The sequence below is a fragment of the Streptomyces turgidiscabies Car8 genome (assembly GCF_000331005.1).
GTDB classification, from domain to species: Bacteria; Actinomycetota; Actinomycetes; order Streptomycetales; family Streptomycetaceae; genus Streptomyces; species Streptomyces turgidiscabies.
The window spans coordinates 205,382-223,587 of record NZ_AEJB01000361.1 but is presented as its reverse complement, the minus strand read 5'-3'; the positions used below and the strand labels follow the sequence as shown (position 1 = coordinate 223,587).

General features: G+C 67.4%; 25 protein-coding genes. 23 read left to right on the top strand and 2 right to left on the bottom strand.

Annotation, left to right across the window (positions count from 1 at the left end):
- Nucleotides 1-14 precede the first annotated feature (14 nt).
- The 22 genes from STRTUCAR8_RS24995 (at nucleotide 15) to STRTUCAR8_RS24900 (ending at nucleotide 14,205) form a co-directional block, all read left to right on the top strand.
- Complete coding sequence (locus STRTUCAR8_RS24995) at nucleotides 15-605, top strand: hypothetical protein (RefSeq protein ID WP_006379166.1); 591 nt, start codon at nucleotides 15-17, stop codon at nucleotides 603-605.
- A 58-nt stretch (nucleotides 606-663) separates the two neighbouring features.
- Nucleotides 664-999 carry a glutaredoxin family protein gene (locus tag STRTUCAR8_RS24990; RefSeq protein ID WP_006378589.1) on the top strand — a complete coding sequence of 112 codons (336 nt, stop codon included), beginning with the start codon at nucleotides 664-666 and terminating at the stop codon, nucleotides 997-999.
- Nucleotides 996-1,442, top strand: a complete 447-nt coding sequence (locus STRTUCAR8_RS24985; protein ID WP_006379220.1) for a hypothetical protein — start codon at nucleotides 996-998, stop codon at nucleotides 1,440-1,442. The genes STRTUCAR8_RS24990 and STRTUCAR8_RS24985 overlap by 4 nt, the downstream gene beginning before the upstream one ends.
- 36 nt (nucleotides 1,443-1,478) lie before the next feature.
- Entirely contained in the window at nucleotides 1,479-1,970 is a 492-nt protein-coding gene (locus STRTUCAR8_RS24980; protein WP_006379113.1) for a hypothetical protein, read from the top strand.
- Nucleotides 1,971-1,984: 14 nt separating this feature from the next.
- Entirely contained in the window at nucleotides 1,985-2,608 is a 624-nt protein-coding gene (locus STRTUCAR8_RS24975; RefSeq protein WP_006379078.1) for a SufD family Fe-S cluster assembly protein, read from the top strand.
- A 63-nt stretch (nucleotides 2,609-2,671) separates the two neighbouring features.
- On the top strand, nucleotides 2,672-2,911 hold the full coding sequence (locus STRTUCAR8_RS24970; protein WP_006378843.1) for a hypothetical protein: 240 nt from the start codon (nucleotides 2,672-2,674) through the stop codon (nucleotides 2,909-2,911).
- A 244-nt stretch (nucleotides 2,912-3,155) separates the two neighbouring features.
- On the top strand, nucleotides 3,156-3,473 hold the full coding sequence (locus STRTUCAR8_RS24965; protein WP_006379127.1) for a hypothetical protein: 318 nt from the start codon (nucleotides 3,156-3,158) through the stop codon (nucleotides 3,471-3,473).
- Nucleotides 3,470-3,838 carry a hypothetical protein gene (locus tag STRTUCAR8_RS24960; RefSeq protein ID WP_006379244.1) on the top strand — a complete coding sequence of 123 codons (369 nt, stop codon included), beginning with the start codon at nucleotides 3,470-3,472 and terminating at the stop codon, nucleotides 3,836-3,838. Before STRTUCAR8_RS24965 ends, STRTUCAR8_RS24960 begins: the two co-directional genes overlap by 4 nt.
- A 155-nt stretch (nucleotides 3,839-3,993) precedes the next feature.
- Nucleotides 3,994-4,590 carry a hypothetical protein gene (locus tag STRTUCAR8_RS24955; RefSeq protein WP_006378740.1) on the top strand — a complete coding sequence of 199 codons (597 nt, stop codon included), beginning with the start codon at nucleotides 3,994-3,996 and terminating at the stop codon, nucleotides 4,588-4,590.
- Nucleotides 4,591-4,841: 251 nt separating this feature from the next.
- On the top strand, nucleotides 4,842-5,564 hold the full coding sequence (locus tag STRTUCAR8_RS50125) for an AAA family ATPase (protein ID WP_234372720.1): 723 nt from the start codon (nucleotides 4,842-4,844) through the stop codon (nucleotides 5,562-5,564).
- Nucleotides 5,565-5,612: 48 nt separating this feature from the next.
- The gene (locus STRTUCAR8_RS24945) at nucleotides 5,613-7,076 is read left to right on the top strand and encodes a replication-associated recombination protein A (protein ID WP_234372719.1); all 1,464 of its coding nucleotides are present in this window, start codon (nucleotides 5,613-5,615) and stop codon (nucleotides 7,074-7,076) included.
- The gene (locus tag STRTUCAR8_RS52680) at nucleotides 7,073-7,222 is read left to right on the top strand and encodes a hypothetical protein (protein ID WP_006378903.1); all 150 of its coding nucleotides are present in this window, start codon (nucleotides 7,073-7,075) and stop codon (nucleotides 7,220-7,222) included. Before STRTUCAR8_RS24945 ends, STRTUCAR8_RS52680 begins: the two co-directional genes overlap by 4 nt.
- Before the next feature lie 33 nt (nucleotides 7,223-7,255).
- Entirely contained in the window at nucleotides 7,256-8,122 is an 867-nt protein-coding gene (locus tag STRTUCAR8_RS24940; RefSeq protein WP_006378833.1) for a hypothetical protein, read from the top strand.
- Between the two features lie 33 nt (nucleotides 8,123-8,155).
- The gene (locus tag STRTUCAR8_RS52675; protein WP_158697441.1) at nucleotides 8,156-8,317 is read left to right on the top strand and encodes a hypothetical protein; all 162 of its coding nucleotides are present in this window, start codon (nucleotides 8,156-8,158) and stop codon (nucleotides 8,315-8,317) included.
- On the top strand, nucleotides 8,268-8,678 hold the full coding sequence (locus tag STRTUCAR8_RS48410; protein ID WP_006378906.1) for a hypothetical protein: 411 nt from the start codon (nucleotides 8,268-8,270) through the stop codon (nucleotides 8,676-8,678). The genes STRTUCAR8_RS52675 and STRTUCAR8_RS48410 overlap by 50 nt, the downstream gene beginning before the upstream one ends.
- Before the next feature lie 10 nt (nucleotides 8,679-8,688).
- Nucleotides 8,689-9,801: a phosphoadenosine phosphosulfate reductase gene (locus STRTUCAR8_RS24930; RefSeq protein WP_006378754.1), complete on the top strand. Its 1,113-nt coding sequence runs from the start codon at nucleotides 8,689-8,691 to the stop codon at nucleotides 9,799-9,801.
- 134 nt (nucleotides 9,802-9,935) lie between these two features.
- The gene (locus STRTUCAR8_RS24925) at nucleotides 9,936-10,130 is read left to right on the top strand and encodes a hypothetical protein (RefSeq protein WP_006379282.1); all 195 of its coding nucleotides are present in this window, start codon (nucleotides 9,936-9,938) and stop codon (nucleotides 10,128-10,130) included.
- A gap of 51 nt (nucleotides 10,131-10,181) precedes the next feature.
- Entirely contained in the window at nucleotides 10,182-10,559 is a 378-nt protein-coding gene (locus STRTUCAR8_RS24920; protein WP_006378650.1) for a hypothetical protein, read from the top strand.
- Nucleotides 10,556-11,140, top strand: a complete 585-nt coding sequence (locus STRTUCAR8_RS24915; RefSeq protein ID WP_006379034.1) for a hypothetical protein — start codon at nucleotides 10,556-10,558, stop codon at nucleotides 11,138-11,140. The genes STRTUCAR8_RS24920 and STRTUCAR8_RS24915 overlap by 4 nt, the downstream gene beginning before the upstream one ends.
- Nucleotides 11,141-11,591: 451 nt before the next feature.
- The gene (locus STRTUCAR8_RS24910) at nucleotides 11,592-12,086 is read left to right on the top strand and encodes a hypothetical protein (RefSeq protein WP_158697440.1); all 495 of its coding nucleotides are present in this window, start codon (nucleotides 11,592-11,594) and stop codon (nucleotides 12,084-12,086) included.
- A gap of 4 nt (nucleotides 12,087-12,090) precedes the next feature.
- A complete protein-coding gene (locus STRTUCAR8_RS24905; RefSeq protein WP_006379015.1) occupies nucleotides 12,091-12,885 on the top strand; it encodes a hypothetical protein in 795 nt (264 codons plus the stop codon).
- 129 nt (nucleotides 12,886-13,014) lie between these two features.
- Nucleotides 13,015-14,205, top strand: coding sequence for a cytochrome P450 family protein (locus STRTUCAR8_RS24900; protein ID WP_006378705.1), 1,191 nt, complete (start codon nucleotides 13,015-13,017; stop codon nucleotides 14,203-14,205).
- Between the two features lie 51 nt (nucleotides 14,206-14,256).
- On the opposite strand, the gene STRTUCAR8_RS24895 is transcribed toward STRTUCAR8_RS24900, so the two are convergent.
- Together STRTUCAR8_RS24895 and STRTUCAR8_RS24890 are read right to left on the bottom strand one after the other, a co-directional pair.
- A complete protein-coding gene (locus STRTUCAR8_RS24895; protein WP_006378638.1) occupies nucleotides 14,257-14,946 on the bottom strand; it encodes a hypothetical protein in 690 nt (229 codons plus the stop codon).
- 75 nt (nucleotides 14,947-15,021) lie between these two features.
- The gene (locus tag STRTUCAR8_RS24890; protein ID WP_006378830.1) at nucleotides 15,022-15,483 is read right to left on the bottom strand and encodes a hypothetical protein; all 462 of its coding nucleotides are present in this window, start codon (nucleotides 15,481-15,483) and stop codon (nucleotides 15,022-15,024) included.
- 808 nt (nucleotides 15,484-16,291) lie between these two features.
- Between STRTUCAR8_RS24890 and STRTUCAR8_RS24885 the strand changes: the two genes are divergently transcribed.
- A complete protein-coding gene (locus tag STRTUCAR8_RS24885) occupies nucleotides 16,292-18,205 on the top strand; it encodes a helix-turn-helix domain-containing protein (RefSeq protein WP_006379070.1) in 1,914 nt (637 codons plus the stop codon).
- The last annotated feature ends 1 nt before the right edge of the window (nucleotide 18,206 follow it).

The following is an 18,206-nucleotide window of genomic DNA, read 5'->3' as shown; positions in this document are numbered from 1 at the left end:
GAAGGAGCGCAATCATGCCCTTCGAGATCTATCGCCCTGACCTGCGCCAGTCGCGGCGCAAGCAGCGACCAGCGAAGCTCACCGTGCTCCACAGCGAGAACGGACGCTCGCAGATCACCCTGTCCGCGGGCACGCGGGACTGGCTCCGTCCCACGCCCGGCGACGCCGGTGCTCGCTGGCCGGGCAACATGCCAAAGATGAAGCTCATCGTCCTTGTGGACCGGGATGCCCGCAAGCTCATGCTGCAGCGTTGCGCCGACGACGAGACCGGCGAGCACGTCTACGAAGTCCGTGGGCTCAACTCCAACGGAACCGCATACATCACCGGGTGGAAGTTCGACGAAGCACTCGACATCGAAGCCGGCCACTACTTCTGTGAGCTGGTCCCTGACATGGCCGACGGCAGCGGCGGCACTGCACGCGCCGTCACCATCTCGATGGACGCCGGCGTGCCACCGAAGAAGAGGGGAACCTCCGCCCAGCGCACTCATGTGCAGCGGCACGCTGCCGATTCTCCCGCTGAGCCGACGACGGAGATCGACCGGCAGCGCATCAACGAGATCCGCGCTGTGCTCGACGAGGGCGTCACCGTCGTCGCGCCCTAGCTGCGCACCGTGCCTCCACACAGCCGCAGTCCCTCCCACGAGCCAGAAAGGCATCCGCATGCCCACCGTCAACAGCATGGACCTCCCGCAGACGGCGCGTGTTCTGCCGACGATCACGATCTACGGCCCGCGGGACTGCCCAAACTTCGACAAGGCCATACAGCTCTTCGAGCGCAAAGGCATCGCCTACACGAAGATCGACCTTGAGCCGGGCGACGAGAACCACCGCCACGTCACTGAGAAGCTCGGCTGCCAGCAGACCCCGGTGATCACCGTCAAGTTGGAGGGTCAGCGGACCGTCCACTGGGGCGGGCACCGCATGGACATGCTCATGGCCCTCGTCAGGCTCTGTGCCGAGGGCGTGGCGTCCGATCACAAAGAGGCTTCGCGATGACGGCCACCGAACCCACCATCAGCATCGAGCTGACCGAACGCCAGCAGAGCGTCACCATCGACGCGTTGTACGACAAATCCGCCGAGACCGACCGGTACCTCAGCTCCTACCGGGACACCGAAGAGCCCGGACCGCTCGACAGTTGCTGCGCGGCGCACCTCGCCCGCTTCGAGGAACGCAGCGCCCAGCGCGCGGACTTGCTTGAGCGCAAGCAACACGTCCGCAGCGCCATCGACATCGTCGACGGGGCTGTGCCTGCTGTCTGGGACAACGCAGTACCGCGGGCCCTCGCCGACGCGCTGCGCGACCGTGAAGACGACGAGTCGCTACGGGCGGCCGAGTGGCTGGCCGAGCACGAGAACGACGACGAGCTCTGGAGCCTCATCGGTGGCCTGCTCGATCGGATCACGGAATTCGCAGATCCGGAAGGAGGCCCGTCATGAGCATCGATGCCCCGCACATCCAAATGGAGCCCACACATGTTCCGTAACACCGACCGACCCAAGCCCGGTGACTACGTCATCGTCGCCGAGCCCGGCATCGACAAGGGCTACGAGTCCTACGCGTCCCTGGCGATCGGCCGGGTGACACGGCTCGCCGACGACGGTGAACCGCTGATCGTCTACGTCGGCAGCACCGACGAGACCCAGGTGACCTTCGGCGAAGAACTGGTCATCCCGCAGTCCGTGTTCGAACAGCTCACCGGGTGCGAAGAGATCTCCCTCCCCGACGCGGAACCGGACTCCGTCCACGACTACTTCGACCGTCCACTGCGCGCCGGCGACTCGGTGCTGATCCCGGAAGGAGCGACGGCGGACCGCATCGCGGCGAGGTCGCTCTCGATCACCGATGGCATCGCCGGGCGCACCGACACCATCGTCAGGATCGGCACCGGCGGTCTCGTCGCCCTGGTCTCGCCCGACGCCGGCGACTTCCCCGCGGATCTGCTGATCCGCACCAACAAACGTTGACAGACAGGCACCCCATGACTTCTCTGACCGAGGCCGCCCCGCACATTCGCTCTCTCGTCGCCATGAAGGAGCACGCCGACGACGGCTGGAGCATCGCCGCCTCCATCGGCGCTGAGCCGTCGATGTACTTCCCCGAGCAGGACGGCAAGGCCGTCCCGGAGGAGGGCGCGTGGATCATCGTGGTCGAGGAGCCGATGACCGAGCTGCGCTCGAGGTTCCGCGTCCCCGAGCTGTCGATGTGGCGTGCCCGTCCCCACCAGCTGAACTCCGGCGCGATAACCGTCGGCCATGGCAAGCAGGCCGCCAAGGTGTACCCCAAGCAGGCGGTCATCGCCACGCCCCGGGGAGACCTGCACCTGTGGCCGCACGAGTACGTCGTCGCCGACCGCCCGATGGAGCTCGCGTCGGATCCCGAAGCGACCCTCAACTCGCTCGGAGGGGAGCCAGTGCTCGACGAAGAGGAGCTGTTCTACCTCATGAGCCGGGGCATCCAGCGCCACGAGGCCGTGATGCTTCTGTTCGACAAGGTGACGTCCCTCGACTTCGTCTACGTGACGTTTCCCAAGGAGGTCACTGACGTCCTCGCCGGCGCAGGGCAGAGCCTGCGCCGGCGCATGGCACTGAAGCCCCGCGCCTAACTCCACCATCACGCGCAGCATCCAACCCACATCACGCCCTTCTAGGGGAGGACTGCCCGCCCCATGGCCCGCACGCAGAAGATCACGCAGTACCAGGTTGACCAGTGGAAGAACACGCTGGAGCAGATGCTCGAAGAGGGCAACTTCAGGCAGGACGGCCGGCCGCTGAGCCCCGCAGGGGTCGCAGAGCGCAAGCAGGAGATCGCGATGCTCCGCGGGCTGAACACCCTTCGAGTGGGCCAGGTCGTCGACCTGGACACCGTGCAGCCCATCTACGCAGACACCAACAACGCCGACAGCTAGACCCAGGTCGCTTTCGATCCGAACAACGACGTGCACTTCGCCTCGGAGATGTCTCTGAACGCCGCCCAGGCAGTCGGCATTTTCCAGGGCATCGGAGAAGCAGACCAGCGCTGCGCCCAGACCCTTGAACGCTCCGACCTCCAAGTCAGCATCCGTGCCGCCCTGGCGAACCGTGAGCACCAGGTCATCGTTTTCCTGGGTCCCAACGAGGTGGCCGTCGGATCCACTGGCCACTTCTCGCCCAGTGGCCACAGCGCTACCCGCCGGCCCTACGACTGGGTCCCCCCACGACGTCAGCTTCACGCCGCGCGACGGCGAGGTCTTCACCTCGCACCACGGGCCGGCCAACGACGAGAAGCTCGTCGAACTGCTCGTCGCGGCGCTCGTCACCGAGTGCAGCACACCGGGGGAGAGCGACCTCCCGCACGGGCTGTGCGGCGACAAGGCCGATCATCAGCCGCACTCGTACATCAGCGGATCGCTGGGTGAGTTCCGGCTACCGTACGCGCCCGAGATCCAGCAGAGACCACACCCCGACACGAAGGAGCAGACTCGACCATGAGCATCCGCATCGACACCCTCGCCATGACCGTCCGCGACTCGGTGACGGATGCCGACGCCACCCGGGAAGACTGGATCCGGGCTATCAACCTTGCCTTCGACCAAGGCTCCGCCCCCGCCGAGCTCGACCCAACAACGGAGCGCGACACCGCGTGGCTCGTGAGCTGGGAGATCGACGCCGAAGGAGGCTCGGCTCTCGGAGCCGCGCGCCAGGTCTGGGCGGACATCTTCGGCCGCGACGGTGCCACCGACGGGGACACCTGTGTCTTCACCGTCGTTGACAAGGCGACGGGCCAGGCCGTGGTGATCGACCTTAGTGACTACGAGGGCCGCGACGCCAAGAGTCAGGTCGCCGAACCGCTCTGAAGCACAAGCGTTGGGCCGGCACTGCCGGCTCGGGGGCGAAAGAAACACCCGCCTGCCGGTGGGGCCGTGCTGGAACGACCAGCCCAGCTCCACCGGCAGATTCGTTGCTGGCCCCAGCCATCTGCCGTACCCAACAAGCTCAAGGAGCAGCGCTCATGACCGATCACGACTGGGACAACCCGATCACCTGCGAGTCCGTCGGCGCGCAGCCACCCGAACACCCGAACGGGGAAAGCACCGTGTCCAGTACCGCGATTCCCGAGAAGCTCATACGCGCCGTCACCGACGCCTACCTGATGGCCCTCAGGCAGGGGGATCTTCACGCAGCGCTCGGACTCATGACGCAACTGGCCAACACGTACGGTCTGGTAGCCGTCCGCGGCCTCGCCGCCGAGCTCGCCATGAACCTTCACACCCACTGCCCGTCACGCTTCCGTACTGCCTTCGGCGGCGCGAACCTCTCCGCTCTCGCCCCCGCGGTGGACGACGACGCGCTCACCACCCTCGATGTCGCCTCCAAGACCAACCGCCTCATGGGGCGCGGGCAGGTCACAGCTGCCGACTTGGAGGACACCGAAGTCCAGATGCGCGTCACGGAAACCGTCCGCCACGTCGTTCAGGCGGCACTCAATGCCGCTGCTGGGCAAAGCAGTTCGGCTGTGGCCTCTCAGCTGGGCGCGCTGACCACACCCCGCGAGTTGTCTGCGGCCGTGGCCCTGCTCACCAACGGGTTCCGCGCCGTGCTGCCGTAGGCGCACGCCATGAGCCCCCGTGTCTGCCGCAAGGGCCATGGCCGCCCGATCCCGTTCGACTGCAAGTCCGGCGCCGGACACCCAGGAACGTGCAGCCCCTTCACCCACCGGCCCCACCCACCCGAGAACGCTGACGATCACGCTGCGCTCCTCGCTATGAGCAGGGAACGCCCGGACGCCAGCGCGAGTGCACGGGCACGCTCGGCCCCTGATTTCGCTTCACCTTCATGACGGACCTGGAGTGTCCTTGCATGCCCGCATTCCTGGAGCAGCCGACGTCGCTCGACCAGATCGTCGGACAGGCGCACCTCGTCTTCCCGGGCTCGCCGCTCGAACTGCTCGTGTCCGGCCGCGGCGCGACCTCAGTGCTCCTGTATGGCCCGCCCGAATGCGGCAAGACCACCATCGCCAGCATCGTCGCGCACCAAACGGGCCGCCGCTTCGTCCTGCGCGCTCTACACGGGTCCCGACGTCGGTGCGGAGCGGGCGGCACAGCCGCCCCGGACGACAGCATGAGATGCCGAGAAGCTCTGGAGGACCCGTGTTCCCCAGGGCTTCCGCATTCCTGCGACCCACCACGAGCACCACGAAGCACTGGACGTGCCAACACACGACAGGGGAGTGACAGCACAGTGCAGGACTTTACCGCCGGCAGGCCCCGTAGGAGCCCCAAGCCGAACCCGGCAAATAAGAACGTCACGTTCACCGGGCTGGACGTCGATGCCTACGACCCGAATGTGGCGGCCCTCAAGAAATCCATCGCTGGGAACCTCGCCCCGATGGGCGCAAACGGCATCACCTTCGCCGAGCCTGGTGAAATCACCGATGCCCGCAACCAGATCCAAGGGCGAGAAGACGCCTACATGCACGTGAGCGACGGCACATCCCATGGTTGCCTGTGCGGCTACACCGTGCAGCGCGACGCACCATCCGGAGCACCCGAGTGCCCCGTCTGCGTGCTTCTGGACGCCTGAACGACGCAGCCGCCGCGATGGCCGGCAGGAGACCGACGTGCCCTCCAATTGCCGCCGAGCTCCGGATCTCCGGCAAGACCGTGTACCGGGTGCTCAACAAGCTCCGCACGCAGGAAAAGGAGCCAGCGCAGGCCGCGCCGGCTGATCCCGTTCCAGCCGGCCGACCAGACGCAAGAGGAGGCTCCCTCCCGTCCGACCATCGACGAAAGGGGCCATCGTGTCCTCCAGCCGCCAGCCGTTGGCCGCCCGCATGCGGCCCACCTCGCTCGACCAGATGGTGGGCCAGGACACCTGATCTTCCCCGGCTCACCGCTGGAGCTGCTCGCCGGCGGACAGGGGGCCACCTCGGTCCTACTCTGGGGCCCGCCCGGGTCGGGCAAGACCACGGTCGCCAGCGCTATCGCGCATCAGACCAGCCGGTGCTTCGTCGAACTCTCGGCCACGTCCGCGGGCGTCGCCGACGTGCGCAAGACGCTGGCTGCTGCTCAGAAGACGCTGGACGCTGGCGAGCAGACGCTGGTGTTCATCGACGAGATCCACCGCTTCTCGAAGGCCCAGCAGGATGTGCTCCTGTCCGCCGTCGAGGCCGGGCTGATCTCATTTATCGGGGCGACGACCGAGAATCCGAGCTTCGCGGTCAACGCTGCGCTCGTCTCACGCTCGATCCTCATGGTGCTGCGACCCCTGGAGAGCCGTGACATCGTCGCACTCCTGGCGCGGGCGCTCGATGACGACCCGCAACTCAGCGCGACCGGAATCGGCGTCGAGGACGCTGCACTCGATGCGATCGCCGACATCTCCAGCGGCGACGTCCGCCAGGCGTTGAACCGTCTGGAGACCGCTGTCGCCACGGCGCAGGCCGCCGGTAAGAGCACCATCAACCGTGAGGTGTTGGAGCAGATCACCGGATCCGTGCTGCAGCGCTACGACCGCGACCAGCACTACGACGTCATCTCGGCGTTCATCAAGTCGCTTCGCGGCTCGGATCCCGACGCTGCCCTGCACTGGCTGGCCCGGATGCTCGAGGCAGGGGAGGACCCGCGGTTCATCGCTCGCCGGCTGATCGTGCACGCCAGCGAGGACGTCGGCATGGCTGATCCGTCGGTGCTCTCCATCGCAGTGGCCGCCGCGCAGGCGGTCCAGCTGATCGGCATGCCCGAAGCCCGGATCAACCTCGCCCAGGCGACGGTCGCGATCGCCACGGCTCCCAAGTCGCCGGCAATCATCCGCGGTATCGACCAGGCGCTCGGAGATGTGCGGCGTGGCCGCACCGGGGAGGTCCCGGTGCATCTGCGCGATGCGCACTACCCGGGAGCCAAGGCCCTCGGCCACGGCCAGGGATACCTGTACCCGCACGACTTCGAGCACGGCGTCGTCACCCAGCAGTACCTACCTGACCGAGCGCTCGGCACGCAGTACTACGTGCCGACATCTAACGGCTTCGAACAAACCATCAGCCAGCGGCTGAGCGCTATCCGTAGCCTCACCGCGACCCAGGAGAACAGACCATGACCTACACCACTGTTGACCCGCCCTTCGTCACCGAGGACGACCTCACCGTCCAGTACGACGAGACCCGGTCGTCCCTGCCCCGGCGCCCCCGGCTGAGGCCCGCTGCTGTCGGAGGATCCGTTCGACGCACTGACGGCGTCGCTTGACGATCTCCGCTCGCGTTGGGGGGAAGTGGTCTGATGAGCAGCAAGACGACGGCCGCCCACTTCGGGGCGGCCCCCCGCCCCCGGCTGGCGCTGGTCGCTGGCCCCCGGGTCATGGTCGGCTCGCAGGGCCCGGATAGCGACGCCGCGCGGACCATGGCCGATCTCGGCTGGTGTGCCGCGTTCGTGGACACGGTGCGGCTGGCTGTCACCGGTGGCCTGAAAGCCGACGCTTCCGGGTTCCGCGCGGTCGACGCGGACGGCCGTACAGGGCGGCGGGTCAAGGGTGAGCGGGTGCGGCTACTCGCCCGCTGCGGGTACCTCGCGCGTCACGCCTCGGGCCTGGTCGTGGCGACGGAGGACGGACACGAGGCGCTCAGGCTCGCCGAGGCTGCCGGGCCGGGCGTGCTGCGCGATGAGGCCGACGTCATGGCGTCGGTTCGCAAGGCCCGCCGCGCCCGCCAGTGGGACAGCCACGCTGGCCAGGACGCGCACGCCTTGCCGGTGCTCCCCGGGGGCGGTGAGGAACGCCGCCGCCTGGCCGTCGCCCGCAAGGGCGCGGAGCGGACGGCCGTCCAGGCGGAGAAGACCCGCAAGCGCATCGAGGCCCTGATGCGGCGGGCGCGGATCCGGGACCGCCGGGAGGCCCGCCGCGAGGCAGCACGGGAGGCCGAGCGCACCGCGCCGCGCCGGTGCTGCCGGGGGGTGTGGCCGCTGGACTGGCGGTGCGGGGAGTGCCGGGAACTGGCAGCGCGGGGCATCGAGGACTTCCCCGCCCTCCCTCCGGGCGACAGCGACAGCGACAGCAGGACACGGCAGGACCACGACAACGAAACGGATGGACGCACGGACATGGCGGGTAAGCGGTGTATCACGGTGAAGCGGATCACGGGGTTTCTGTAGCACGCGACCACGCGCGCGCAGGTGTACACGATCGTGAAGGAGGACGGCCGCGAGTGGCCGTGGATCGTGGTGTCCCCCGACGGTGAACGCATCGCCCACCCGTCCGTGATCAACGACGAGCCGTTTATCGACGACATCCGCGACATTGTCAGGGCGCACGCCGACGGCAAGCCCGTTCCCTGTCTCCCCCGCTGACTCCGAGCCGGCCGCCGATGCCGTCGCTACCCCCGAGGAGGCAATCGGCGAGAGCGCCGAGAGCAGCGACGCGGACGAGGCCGCTCTGGTCACCGCCGACCTCCACAGCCTCCCCACCGGGCGCCTCGCTGCCCGCGAAGACACCGCGTACATCTTCGCCGACATGCACGAGCTGCTCGCCTGGCTGCGTGCACTCGGCGGCCACGTCACCCACCAGGCGGCTGGCGACGGCGTCACCCTCTGGACCCTTCACACCCACACCGAGCCCCGCCGGGACGGCTCCCGGACCCCGGTCCTGGTGCACGCCCTCGCCATGACGACCGAGCTGGTCCCCGCCGCCATCACCGACCCTGACGCCTGAAGGGCCCACCGTGAGCACCCTGTTCGACATCGAGCCCACCGCGCTGGTCGTGCCCGACAACACAGTCACTCGTGACCAGTTGCCGAATTTGGCGGACTACGACCTGATCGTTGGGAATCTGTCCGGCGGCAAGGACAGCTGGCTGATGCAGAGCGTCCTGATGGACGCTGCCCGTGCGGCTGGTGTCGCCGACCGCGTGTGGACGTTCCACGCCACCCTGGGCCCGCTGGAATGGCCCGGCGTCGAGTACGGCGGCCAGTACTACCCGAGCGTGTCCGAGCTCGCTGCCCAGCAGAGCGCCGCATCAGGTGTGCCAGCCGAGCGGCACATCGAGGCCACCAAGCTCACTCTGGACGACGATCCGGAGCCGTACGACCTGCTGACGTACATCGCCGCGTACGGCTGTTTTCCCCGGTTGGGCACCAGGTACTGCACGAAGGCCTTCAAGGAGCAGGTCGAGGATGCCTCGTTCACCCCGATCATCAACGGCTTGAAGGTGAAGCTGGGTCTGGCGACCAAGCCCAACGCGGTCAAGTTGACCCGGCGCGTTCGCCGCCTGAAGTCGCTCGGACTCCGCAGCGACGAATCTCGCGACCGCGCCGCCCGCCCCGCCTACCGAAACGTCATGACCAACGGCGTCCGTCACCTGGACGAGTGGTGCCCGGCCAAGGACTGGACCACGCAGCAGGTCAAGGACTTCCACGCGGAGACCGGCTTCCCGCACCACTGGACGTACGACTCCCACCCCGGCGCAGGCGACTGGGCAGGTACCTCCCGCTGCTCCTGCTCCTTCTGCATCCTCGGCTCCAAGCGGGACCTGCTGATCTCCGTACAGCGCCGCCCGCGCCTCGCCGAGCTGATCGCCCACGTGGAGACCGTCCGCGGCGACACCTTCCGCCCCGACATCTCCATGCACGAACTCATCGCCCTGTCCCGCCAGCCTGGCGCGCCCAAGGGCGGCGTGGTCATCCCCGACGAGACCCCCGAGTTCCAGGCCATGAAGGCGTCCGTCATGGACGCCCTTTCCAAGCCGCCCCGCAAGGAAACCAGGCTGGCTGGCCGCCCCCGGACCTCGCTGCCCCTGCTCACCGACACCTGCGCCAGCTGCAACAGGTGCGCCTGACACCAGAACGGACCTCGCCATGACCACCATGACCATCGCGCCCGCCGCCTGACCCGCAACGCAGACCAACCGCCCCCAGCAGCACCGGAGCACCACTCAGACCCAGCACCACACCCGCAGGACGGAGAAACGCCGTGACCGCCACCAGCTGCGAGGTAGCCGAGGAGCAGACCGAGGCGGCCGGCGAGTCCCGCGCGGGCAGCGACGCCGACGAGGTCATAACGGAGGTGGACGACGAGGCGGCGGCGGACATCGTCATTCGCCCCAGCCGCGCCCAGGGAACCAGCGTTGAAGGTGACACCCACCCGGCGGCGTGCGGGAGATCTTGAAGCGGAACCGGTACGGGCGCCATTGTCCGCGACGACGGTTCAACCTCTCTGATGAACGGCACCCGACTGACCACCCGGGTCGAGCACCGGACGCCCCACCTGCTGGAGTGCGGGCACCCGCCCATGCCGAGCGACGGCCCCGGTACCGGCTACGCCCGGGACCCGAAGACCGACGAACGGCGCTGCTCCCCCTGCGCGGACGCCTGGCAGCGGGAGCAGATGAAGACGGCCGACGTATGGATCGGCTACACCGGCGAAGACCATAAGCGGTTCGCCACCTGGTCCGGCGGAGTGCTGGGCAAGGTCACCAGCTACGTGACCGAGGAACGAGTCCGGAGCACGCCCAGCGGCGGCCAGTACCGGATGCGGCACGTGACGGTACAGCCATGGATGCAATCACAAGCTCAATTGAGGGGGAAAGTTCAATGACCCGTGCCCAACTACCGTACGGGTGGGACGGAAAGAAGCCGATCACTCGGGCCGACCGCGGGATGAGCATCAAGGTCGAGGGCCAGGAGCTGGTCTACCGATGCGACGCGTCCGGCCACATGCCCGAGCGGAACACCCGGTACCTGATCCTCAACGAGCGCCCGACGATGCCGCGTGGTGAGGCCCGTCTCGTGGACGACAACGGTCAGACATGGTGGACCGGGGCCGCATACGTGAACCTCAAGGGCACGTTCGGCGACGGTGAAGACCGCATGCTCGCCTGGAAGTTGGGCGAGGCCGACGCGCGGGATGGGTATCCCAGCTACCACATGCAGCAGCAGCGCCGTCCTGTCGGCTCGCACGGCGAGTGGGAGAACTACAAATCCTCGTTCTCGATTCGGGCGACCGGATGGACCGGACAGCCGCACGCGTTCAAGTCGGAGGCACTGGCGTTCCTGCGCTGGCTGCCGGAGGAACAGCCAGCCTACGAGTGGCGCGGCCGGGTCTTCCAATGGGTGAACGGCTATGCCGGCCGACCGCACACCGTCTACCCGGACGGCAAGGTTGTGCCCGACAACTGATCACGTGCCGCTGTGGATTTTCATGCTCCAGCAGTACGTGCCCCCGGCTGGTGACGAACCGGCCGCATGGGTCGACACAGCGACCCGATACGTGAACTGAAACCGCGCGGGGCGGCGCGGAATCCGATCCGGTCGCGGCTTACTGCGTGCGCCACATGAGTGCACGCATGCGTAAGGGCAAGCCCCAATACCGCGTGAAAGAACGCGAGTTCAGAGGCGCACATTCCATCAGGCATTCGTGGTGCACACCGATGGCACCTGCACAGCAATCGATGTCTGAGTCTAACGGCAGCCCAGGACGCAGCAGCAACGCCGCGCCCCGGGCTTCCGAATGTCAGCCGCAGTAGAAGTCCAGGAGGGGAAACCAGATGCCGCACGTCTACAAGAGGCCCGAAAGCACTACGTCCAGCCCGGTGACACCGTCGTCGTCAAGCTCGGTGCGTCCGAATGCATGCAGAGTATGGGGCTGACCGGCAAGCTCATGCCGGTCTACATCCTGAGGGACGGATTCGGGAAACTCCGCGACCAGGAGACGGGCCACGACTACTCCATGCCGAACCCGCTCGGCTGGATGGAGTTCTACAAGGACGAGACCGGCTGGTACTCGTACGACGTCTACGAGATCGGTGTGAGCCACACCGTGACCCACGCGACCGGCCGCTTCTACGTCTACGTGGAAGGCAGGCAGCTATTCGGGGTCCAGTCTCCGCGTTTCGAGGAGATGCGCGACGCAGCCCGCGAAATGCACGGGCGGGATATCCCGAGCGCGGAGGTCCGCTTCGTGGAGAACAGCCGCTGTCTGCCCATCTGGTGGTCCCGCTCCGTCGTCGTGCCCCTCGACACCGAGGTCCGCGAGCGGGCTGGCCGCACCTACCGCGATACGTGGATCGACATTCCCGAGTACTTCAACCTGTTCGCCGGCCGGTACCACTTCCAGGAGGTCTGAGCCCATGCGGCCTGCTGCCGAAAAATACCAGAAGTACAGCCGCAACGACGGAATGCCGATCAACCTTCCGGACACAAAGCGAGTCGTCGAGTTCGTCGACCGGCTCGTGGAAACGGTCTGGACGCATGAGGAGCGCCTGGCCTTCGAGGCGAAGTACTACCACAGAGATACCAAGCAGGGGATCGTCGAGTTCTGGCAGGACCGGTGGTTGGAATACGCCCCGGAGATTGCCCGCCACGGCCGGTGCGTTACCTGGAAGCACCAGCGCGACGAGTGGACCCCATACCGAGTCGACGGTGTTCGCCTGGAGGACGGCGAGATCAAGGCCGTGATCCTCAAGGACCGCATGGGTTCGCGGTGGCAGGCGTGGCCGCGGGATCTGGAGCCCGCCCCCGAGCCGCACAAGCCGCTCGTCCCGGTCCGGATGACGACCGGCTACCGCACTGACCCCACGCCGAACCGGGTCAGCGTCGAGACCGCCGTGAAGGTGCTGCGCATGGCGGACCGCTACAGCGATGCGCCCCACGACCCGCACTGGACAGTCACACGCGAGACCTACGCCCACCACGTCAAGGTCGTGATCAAGAGCAACCGCAGCTTGCTGGTCGACAGCATCCGCGTCCCGCATGGGGTAGCGCTGCTGGCGGCCGACGGCCGGTTCCAGATCACCCACACCTGGGGGGGCCACGCGACGCGACGATGGCACGCCCGCTTCTGTGACCAGTTCCTCGGAACGTACGCCACGGACGTCGAGGCCGCCGATCGGCTGCACACCTTCAACGTCAAGCGCATGGGCTGACCGACACCTCGATCCGCCAGCAGAACCAAAGGGATCACACGTGCAGATCACAGTCCAGGCCCGTCGACGCCCCAAGTGCCGAGCCCGGAAACTGGCGTAGGGGAACGGCCCCCTAGCTAGGGTGGACACATGGATCTTGCGGACGATTTGATCACCCGCCCATACGACGTATACCAGGGGCTGCGGACCACCTCGCCGGTACACCGCATCACGGGAACGGATGGGCAACCTGCCTGGCTCGTCACTCGGTTCGACGACGTTCGCGCAGGCCTTGCCGATCCGCTGCTGTCGCTGGACAAGACGCATGCGCGTGAGGGCAATTACCGGGGGCTGTCCCTGCCTCCGGCTCTGGACGCCAACCTCCTGAATATGGATCCTCCCGACCACACCCGTCTGCGTCGCCTCGTCGGGAAGGCCTTCACCCAGCGCCGGGTCGAGCAGCTGCGCGCGCCGATCCGCGCCACCGCCGACCAACTCCTGGACGCTCTGGGCGCGGACGGCACCACAGACCTGATCACCGCCTATGCGGCCCCGCTGCCGATCACCGTAATCTGCGATCTCCTCGGCGTCCCGGCAAGCCACCGCAGGGACTTCCGCTCCTGGACAACAGCGCTGATCGCCCCGGATCCGGCCCACCCCCACGAAGCCAAGGAAGCCATCGTGGCCATGCTGTGCTTCTTCACAGAGCTCATGGCCCACAAGCGGCGCGAGCCGGCCGACGATCTCCTTTGCGACCTGATCGCCGTACGGGACACTGAGGGCGACCGGCTCACCGAGGACGAGCTGATGTCCTTGGCCTTCCTCATCCTCTTCGCTGGCTATGAGAACACCGTCCAGCTGATCGGCAACGGGATCCTGGCCCTGTTGCAGCATCCGGACCAGATGGTGCTGCTGAGGCAGGACCCGTCCCGGATTCCTGCCGCCGTCGAGGAGTTCGCCCGTTTCGAGGGCCCGGCCTTGCTTGCCATCCGGCGCTTCGCGATCGAGGACGTGACGATCGGCGGCGTCCGGATTCCGGCGGGCGAGACGGTACTGCTGTCCCTGTCCGCCGCCAACCGCGACCCGGATCGCTTCCCGGACCCGGACCGCCTGGACCTCGGCCGCGATGCCGGCGGCCACCTGGCGCTCGGCCACGGCATCCACTACTGCCTGGGCGCACCCTTGGCACGAGCCGAGACTGAGATCGCCCTGGCCGCGCTCCTGGAGCGGTTCGCGGATCTTGAGCTCACCGGGAACGAACCGCGGTGGCGGCCTTCGCTGCGCGCCCGAGGACTCCTCGAACTGCCGGTGCGCTACGCAGCCACCGAGTCCTCGTCCTGACCGAGGCACTCGTCGACGACGCCGCTGCCCTGTCCGGCGTGGGCGGGGCAGCTAGTCTCCGGCCAGTGCCTTCTTGTCGCCCAGGCGCTCACGCAGGGCACCGACCATGGGGAGCGTCAGACCGCAGAAGAGGAACAGCACCGCCAGTCCGCTCAGCGTGGGGCTCACGACCTCCTCGGCCTTCAGCGGCCAGGGATTGTCGAGGGTGTAGAAGATGATGTACGAGCCCTTGGAGAACGCGTACGCCAGGCCGAGGGCCGCCGACACGGAGGACAAGGCGAAGCCGGCGCCGCTCCACGGTCTGATGCCCCAGTTGCGGCGTGCCGTCCTGCCGCACATGAATGCGAGTTCAGCGCAGGTGACCAGGACGTAGGAGAGGTAGATCAGCAGATACGCGGCGACCTTCGGGTCGTCGGCGTACTCGGTCGTGAACTCGACATCGGGCCGGTTCGTGGCCAGGAAGAGCGGCACCAGGATCATCAGTTCCACCGCGGCGGCGAAGCCGCGCTGGAACATCGCGGCCTTCAGGTACTCGGGCCGGTAGGCGAGGTCCACCATCGTGATCTGAAGGAAGGCACACCACAGGACCGCACAGATGTGAGCCACCAGCTTGCCGACGTTGTGCAGGCCCGTGATGTCCTGCAACGCATCGGCCACCGCGGGGACGGCGCACAGGACGCCCAGTGTGCACACCCCGAAGGCGAGGGCGATCGCCCAGGTGGACACCCGCGGATTGCCCACGGCCCTCCGTGTGCAGAGCGCTGTGACCACCAATCCGGCTGCGGTGCACGTCCCGAAGACTATGCCGTCGACCACTTACAAACCCTCCAGTGCATCTGCCGCATAGCGTGCGGCGTCGTCCATACTCCGGCGTCGTTGAGGCTTGTCGGGCGACTTGTCCGCCTCGTCGTCCGGCACCGGCTCTAGACCGAGATCATCCCGACGCTGTTCAAGGTCCGCGATGAGGTTGTGCACCTCGTCGGGCGGCATGCCGTTCAGCAGTGCGAGAACTCGGCGTACCTGAGGATCCTCGAAGGCCTCCAGGGCCTTGAGATCGCCATAGGTGTTGTGCGGCAGAAGATGTGCGGGTGGGACGCCGCCGAGAGCTTCGCACAGTGCCAGGATGGTGCCCACCGTCGGGTTGTCCTGGGAACCCTTGGCCAATTTGGCGATGGCGGCGTGAGACACCGACGGGTGCTCGCCCGGCAGTGCGTCGACGGCGGCAGACAGCGTGCGCGACGAGAACGCGCGGCCTTTGGCATCGCGGCGGGCGGCCATCAACGCGCTAAGTCTCTCCGCCAGAGGGCGGCGGCCGCGCCTCAGCACAGGCAGGGATTGCCGGACAGGGCCTGGGGGCCGTCCTGCTGCAGGCTGTACACCACTATGTATCGGTCTCTCACTCAGGCGGGGTTCGGTGCTGTGTATTTTAGTTGACATAGCCGGGGGCGCAAGGCAGGATCACGATAGGGTGAATGAAACCCTGCGCAGCAGATTGATTACTGACCGTAACGACTGTAGTGCAGGAATGATCTCCTGGGTGCTGGGTCCCCAGTAGCCCGAAGAGTTGGACACGACGGCGGTGGATGCGGCGTTGGTGTTTGCCGAACTGCGGCTCACGCTCGCAGTTCGGGCGCTGCACCGGCAGGGGGAAGAGTTGAGGATGGAGCTGGCATCCAACAGCAGTGACCATGCTGGCCGGGATGTGCGGGGAGAGTCAGCCATGGCGCGTGCTCTTCGTGAACGCCACTGCTCTCGACGGGGGAGGGTGAGCGCCGGGGGAGGGGCTCGTCCGTGCCCTCGCGTGACTCCCCGCCGGGCGCAACTGGCCCGCGCCCGCAGATGGCGCCGGGCCGAGCGCCTCGTGCATCCCGCGGTACCTCCCGCGGGACGCCGTCTCGAGCGGGCGGCACCTCCACGCCCCCGGCTTCTTCTTGCTGGCGCGCGGGTGGGTCAAAGCGCACCTCCAGGACCAGTAATGCGAATCGACGGAAGCGGAGCCATGAGGTCGTGATCACTGAGTGCCTGTGCCGGCCAGCCGGTACCGGAGGTACTTCACGACCTCGTCCCGACTCCCGAGGAGCGCACCATGCTGACTCTGGGCTCACTGCCCACTGACCGGCCGGAACTCGAACTGACATTCGTAGCAAGCGGTTCCCTGCGTGCCCAGACCGCGGAGATCACCGGCGTGGTGACGGTGACGCCGGAGCAGCTGCTGGAAGACGGTGTCCCGTCGGCTCTGCCTGACGGCTCGCTCGTCTTGATCACCGGAATTTCTCCCTTCCGCCTGCGTGGCCGTATCACCACGGTTCTCGATCTGTTGCTGCAGCGGATGAGCCGGGACGGCGGCGCAGGTCTGGCCGTCAGTGCAGCTCCCGGGGCGCGCCAGCCGTTCCCCCCGGTCATCGTGGACCGGGCCAGTGGGCTGGGCATCGCCCTGCTGATCACGTCTGCTCCCACCGAGTGCTGGGAAGGCGTGCATGAGGAGATCCAGCAGTCCCGCCTGAGGTTCGCTGAGCGTCGTGCCGCCCAACTCAGCTCCCTGGTACAGGAGTTGCCGGCCCAGCTGGCCGATTCCAGGGCCATGCAGCGCATCGCGGACTGGCTCGCCCGGGTCCTCGACTGCCAGGTTCTGGTCAGCGAACCGGAGCGGGTCCTCGCCGCCTCACCGGCCACGGCAGCAGAGCAGCTGGCTCAGGCCATCATCCGGCAGTCCGTCGACGGAGTTCTCCCCGAGACGCTCTCCGGACCCCACACCCAGCTCATCTCGCTCGCCCCGGCCTCGGCCGCGGACACCGTACTCGCGGTGGCCCGCAGAACCCCATTCGACGAGGCGGATCTGCGGTTGCTGCGTCATGCGGCGAAACTCCTGGGCCTCGTGGACCAGGCGCACCGCGAATACCGGGCAGCCTCCGGTGCCTCCCAAGCGGCGCGCAGCGCAGCGTTCGAGCTTCTTCTAGACGGCGAGGTTGAAAAGGCGCGGCGTGTCATGGCCAATTTGGCGCCCGGACTTCTGGAAACGGAAACCGCCCGCGTCTTCGTTGTGGAGACCCAGCCGTCACGCCGGGAGCTGACTGTCCGCCGCTGCAGGACATCTGTCGGCCAGCATGCCCTCGTCGTGCCTGCCCCGAGAGACGACCGGCGGATACTGATAGTGCAGCCGATCCGCCCCGACGAGGATTCCGGGGAGGATGTCTCCGCCGAACTCACCCGCCTGGTGGGCGCATTGGGGCCGCCGTCGTCTCTGGGGGGCAGCGGGGTCTACTCCATGGCCCTGCTCGCCGACGCACTTCACGAGGCCATCACCGCCCAGAGGTTTGCCGCCTTCCAGCCTGACTCCGTGGCCCTCTCCGTGCACGGCTCCGACCTCGTCAGTCTCCTGCCGCAGGCGGAAGCGCAACACTGGGCCCGCCGCCTGCTGCACCCGCTGATGCGCGACGAGACGCAGTGGGAGTCCATGCGCGAAACCCTTCCGGCCGCCCTCGCCTACCCATACACGGTGGCCGCCCGCCGGCTGCGCCTGCACCGCAACACGGTCATGCGCCGCGCCTCACGAGCCGCCGAACTCCTACGCATGGACTTCACGTCCATAAGCGACCGCGTAGCCGTCGCCCTGGCCATGGAACTGGTCACGCAACGAGAGGGTTCCGCCTCTCCGCGGCTGGCCGGTGCGGAACCGCCCTCCTTGGCGCGGCTGTTGGACACTCCCCAGGTGCACGCCTGGGCACAGACCTTGGTCAAACCGGTCCAGGCAGACCGGCGTGACCTCCAGTCCACGGCGCTCGCCTGGCTCACCTTCGACACGCACGTCGAGCCGGCAGCCCGCGCGCTCGGTCTCTCCGAGGTCACAGTGCGTTCCCATCTGCGGGCCGTGGAGAACCACATGCAGCGCGATCTCGCCACCCTCGCGGGCGTACGCGATCTGCAGTTCTCACTTCATGTCGTCACGGGCCAGCCTGATCTGCCCTCAGATCAGCAAGGACTGTCTGTCGTTGCCTGCTGAG

Bases quoted from the DNA above. Each gene is read 5' to 3' on its own strand.
- STRTUCAR8_RS24995 (WP_006379166.1), top strand. From the start codon at position 15: ATGCCCTTCGAGATCTATCGCCCTGACCTGCGCCAGTCGCGGCGCAAG.
- STRTUCAR8_RS24990 (WP_006378589.1), top strand. From the start codon at position 664: ATGCCCACCGTCAACAGCATGGACCTCCCGCAGACGGCGCGTGTTCTG.
- STRTUCAR8_RS24985 (WP_006379220.1), top strand. From the start codon at position 996: ATGACGGCCACCGAACCCACCATCAGCATCGAGCTGACCGAACGCCAG.
- STRTUCAR8_RS24980 (WP_006379113.1), top strand. From the start codon at position 1,479: ATGTTCCGTAACACCGACCGACCCAAGCCCGGTGACTACGTCATCGTC.
- STRTUCAR8_RS24975 (WP_006379078.1), top strand. From the start codon at position 1,985: ATGACTTCTCTGACCGAGGCCGCCCCGCACATTCGCTCTCTCGTCGCC.
- STRTUCAR8_RS24970 (WP_006378843.1), top strand. From the start codon at position 2,672: ATGGCCCGCACGCAGAAGATCACGCAGTACCAGGTTGACCAGTGGAAG.
- STRTUCAR8_RS24960 (WP_006379244.1), top strand. From the start codon at position 3,470: ATGAGCATCCGCATCGACACCCTCGCCATGACCGTCCGCGACTCGGTG.
- STRTUCAR8_RS24955 (WP_006378740.1), top strand. From the start codon at position 3,994: ATGACCGATCACGACTGGGACAACCCGATCACCTGCGAGTCCGTCGGC.
- STRTUCAR8_RS50125 (WP_234372720.1), top strand. From the start codon at position 4,842: ATGCCCGCATTCCTGGAGCAGCCGACGTCGCTCGACCAGATCGTCGGA.
- STRTUCAR8_RS52680 (WP_006378903.1), top strand. From the start codon at position 7,073: ATGACCTACACCACTGTTGACCCGCCCTTCGTCACCGAGGACGACCTC.
- STRTUCAR8_RS24940 (WP_006378833.1), top strand. From the start codon at position 7,256: ATGAGCAGCAAGACGACGGCCGCCCACTTCGGGGCGGCCCCCCGCCCC.
- STRTUCAR8_RS24920 (WP_006378650.1), top strand. From the start codon at position 10,182: ATGAACGGCACCCGACTGACCACCCGGGTCGAGCACCGGACGCCCCAC.
- STRTUCAR8_RS24915 (WP_006379034.1), top strand. From the start codon at position 10,556: ATGACCCGTGCCCAACTACCGTACGGGTGGGACGGAAAGAAGCCGATC.
- STRTUCAR8_RS24910 (WP_158697440.1), top strand. From the start codon at position 11,592: ATGCAGAGTATGGGGCTGACCGGCAAGCTCATGCCGGTCTACATCCTG.
- STRTUCAR8_RS24905 (WP_006379015.1), top strand. From the start codon at position 12,091: ATGCGGCCTGCTGCCGAAAAATACCAGAAGTACAGCCGCAACGACGGA.
- STRTUCAR8_RS24900 (WP_006378705.1), top strand. From the start codon at position 13,015: ATGGATCTTGCGGACGATTTGATCACCCGCCCATACGACGTATACCAG.
- STRTUCAR8_RS24890 (WP_006378830.1), bottom strand. From the start codon at position 15,483: ATGGCCGCCCGCCGCGATGCCAAAGGCCGCGCGTTCTCGTCGCGCACG.
- STRTUCAR8_RS24885 (WP_006379070.1), top strand. From the start codon at position 16,292: ATGCTGACTCTGGGCTCACTGCCCACTGACCGGCCGGAACTCGAACTG.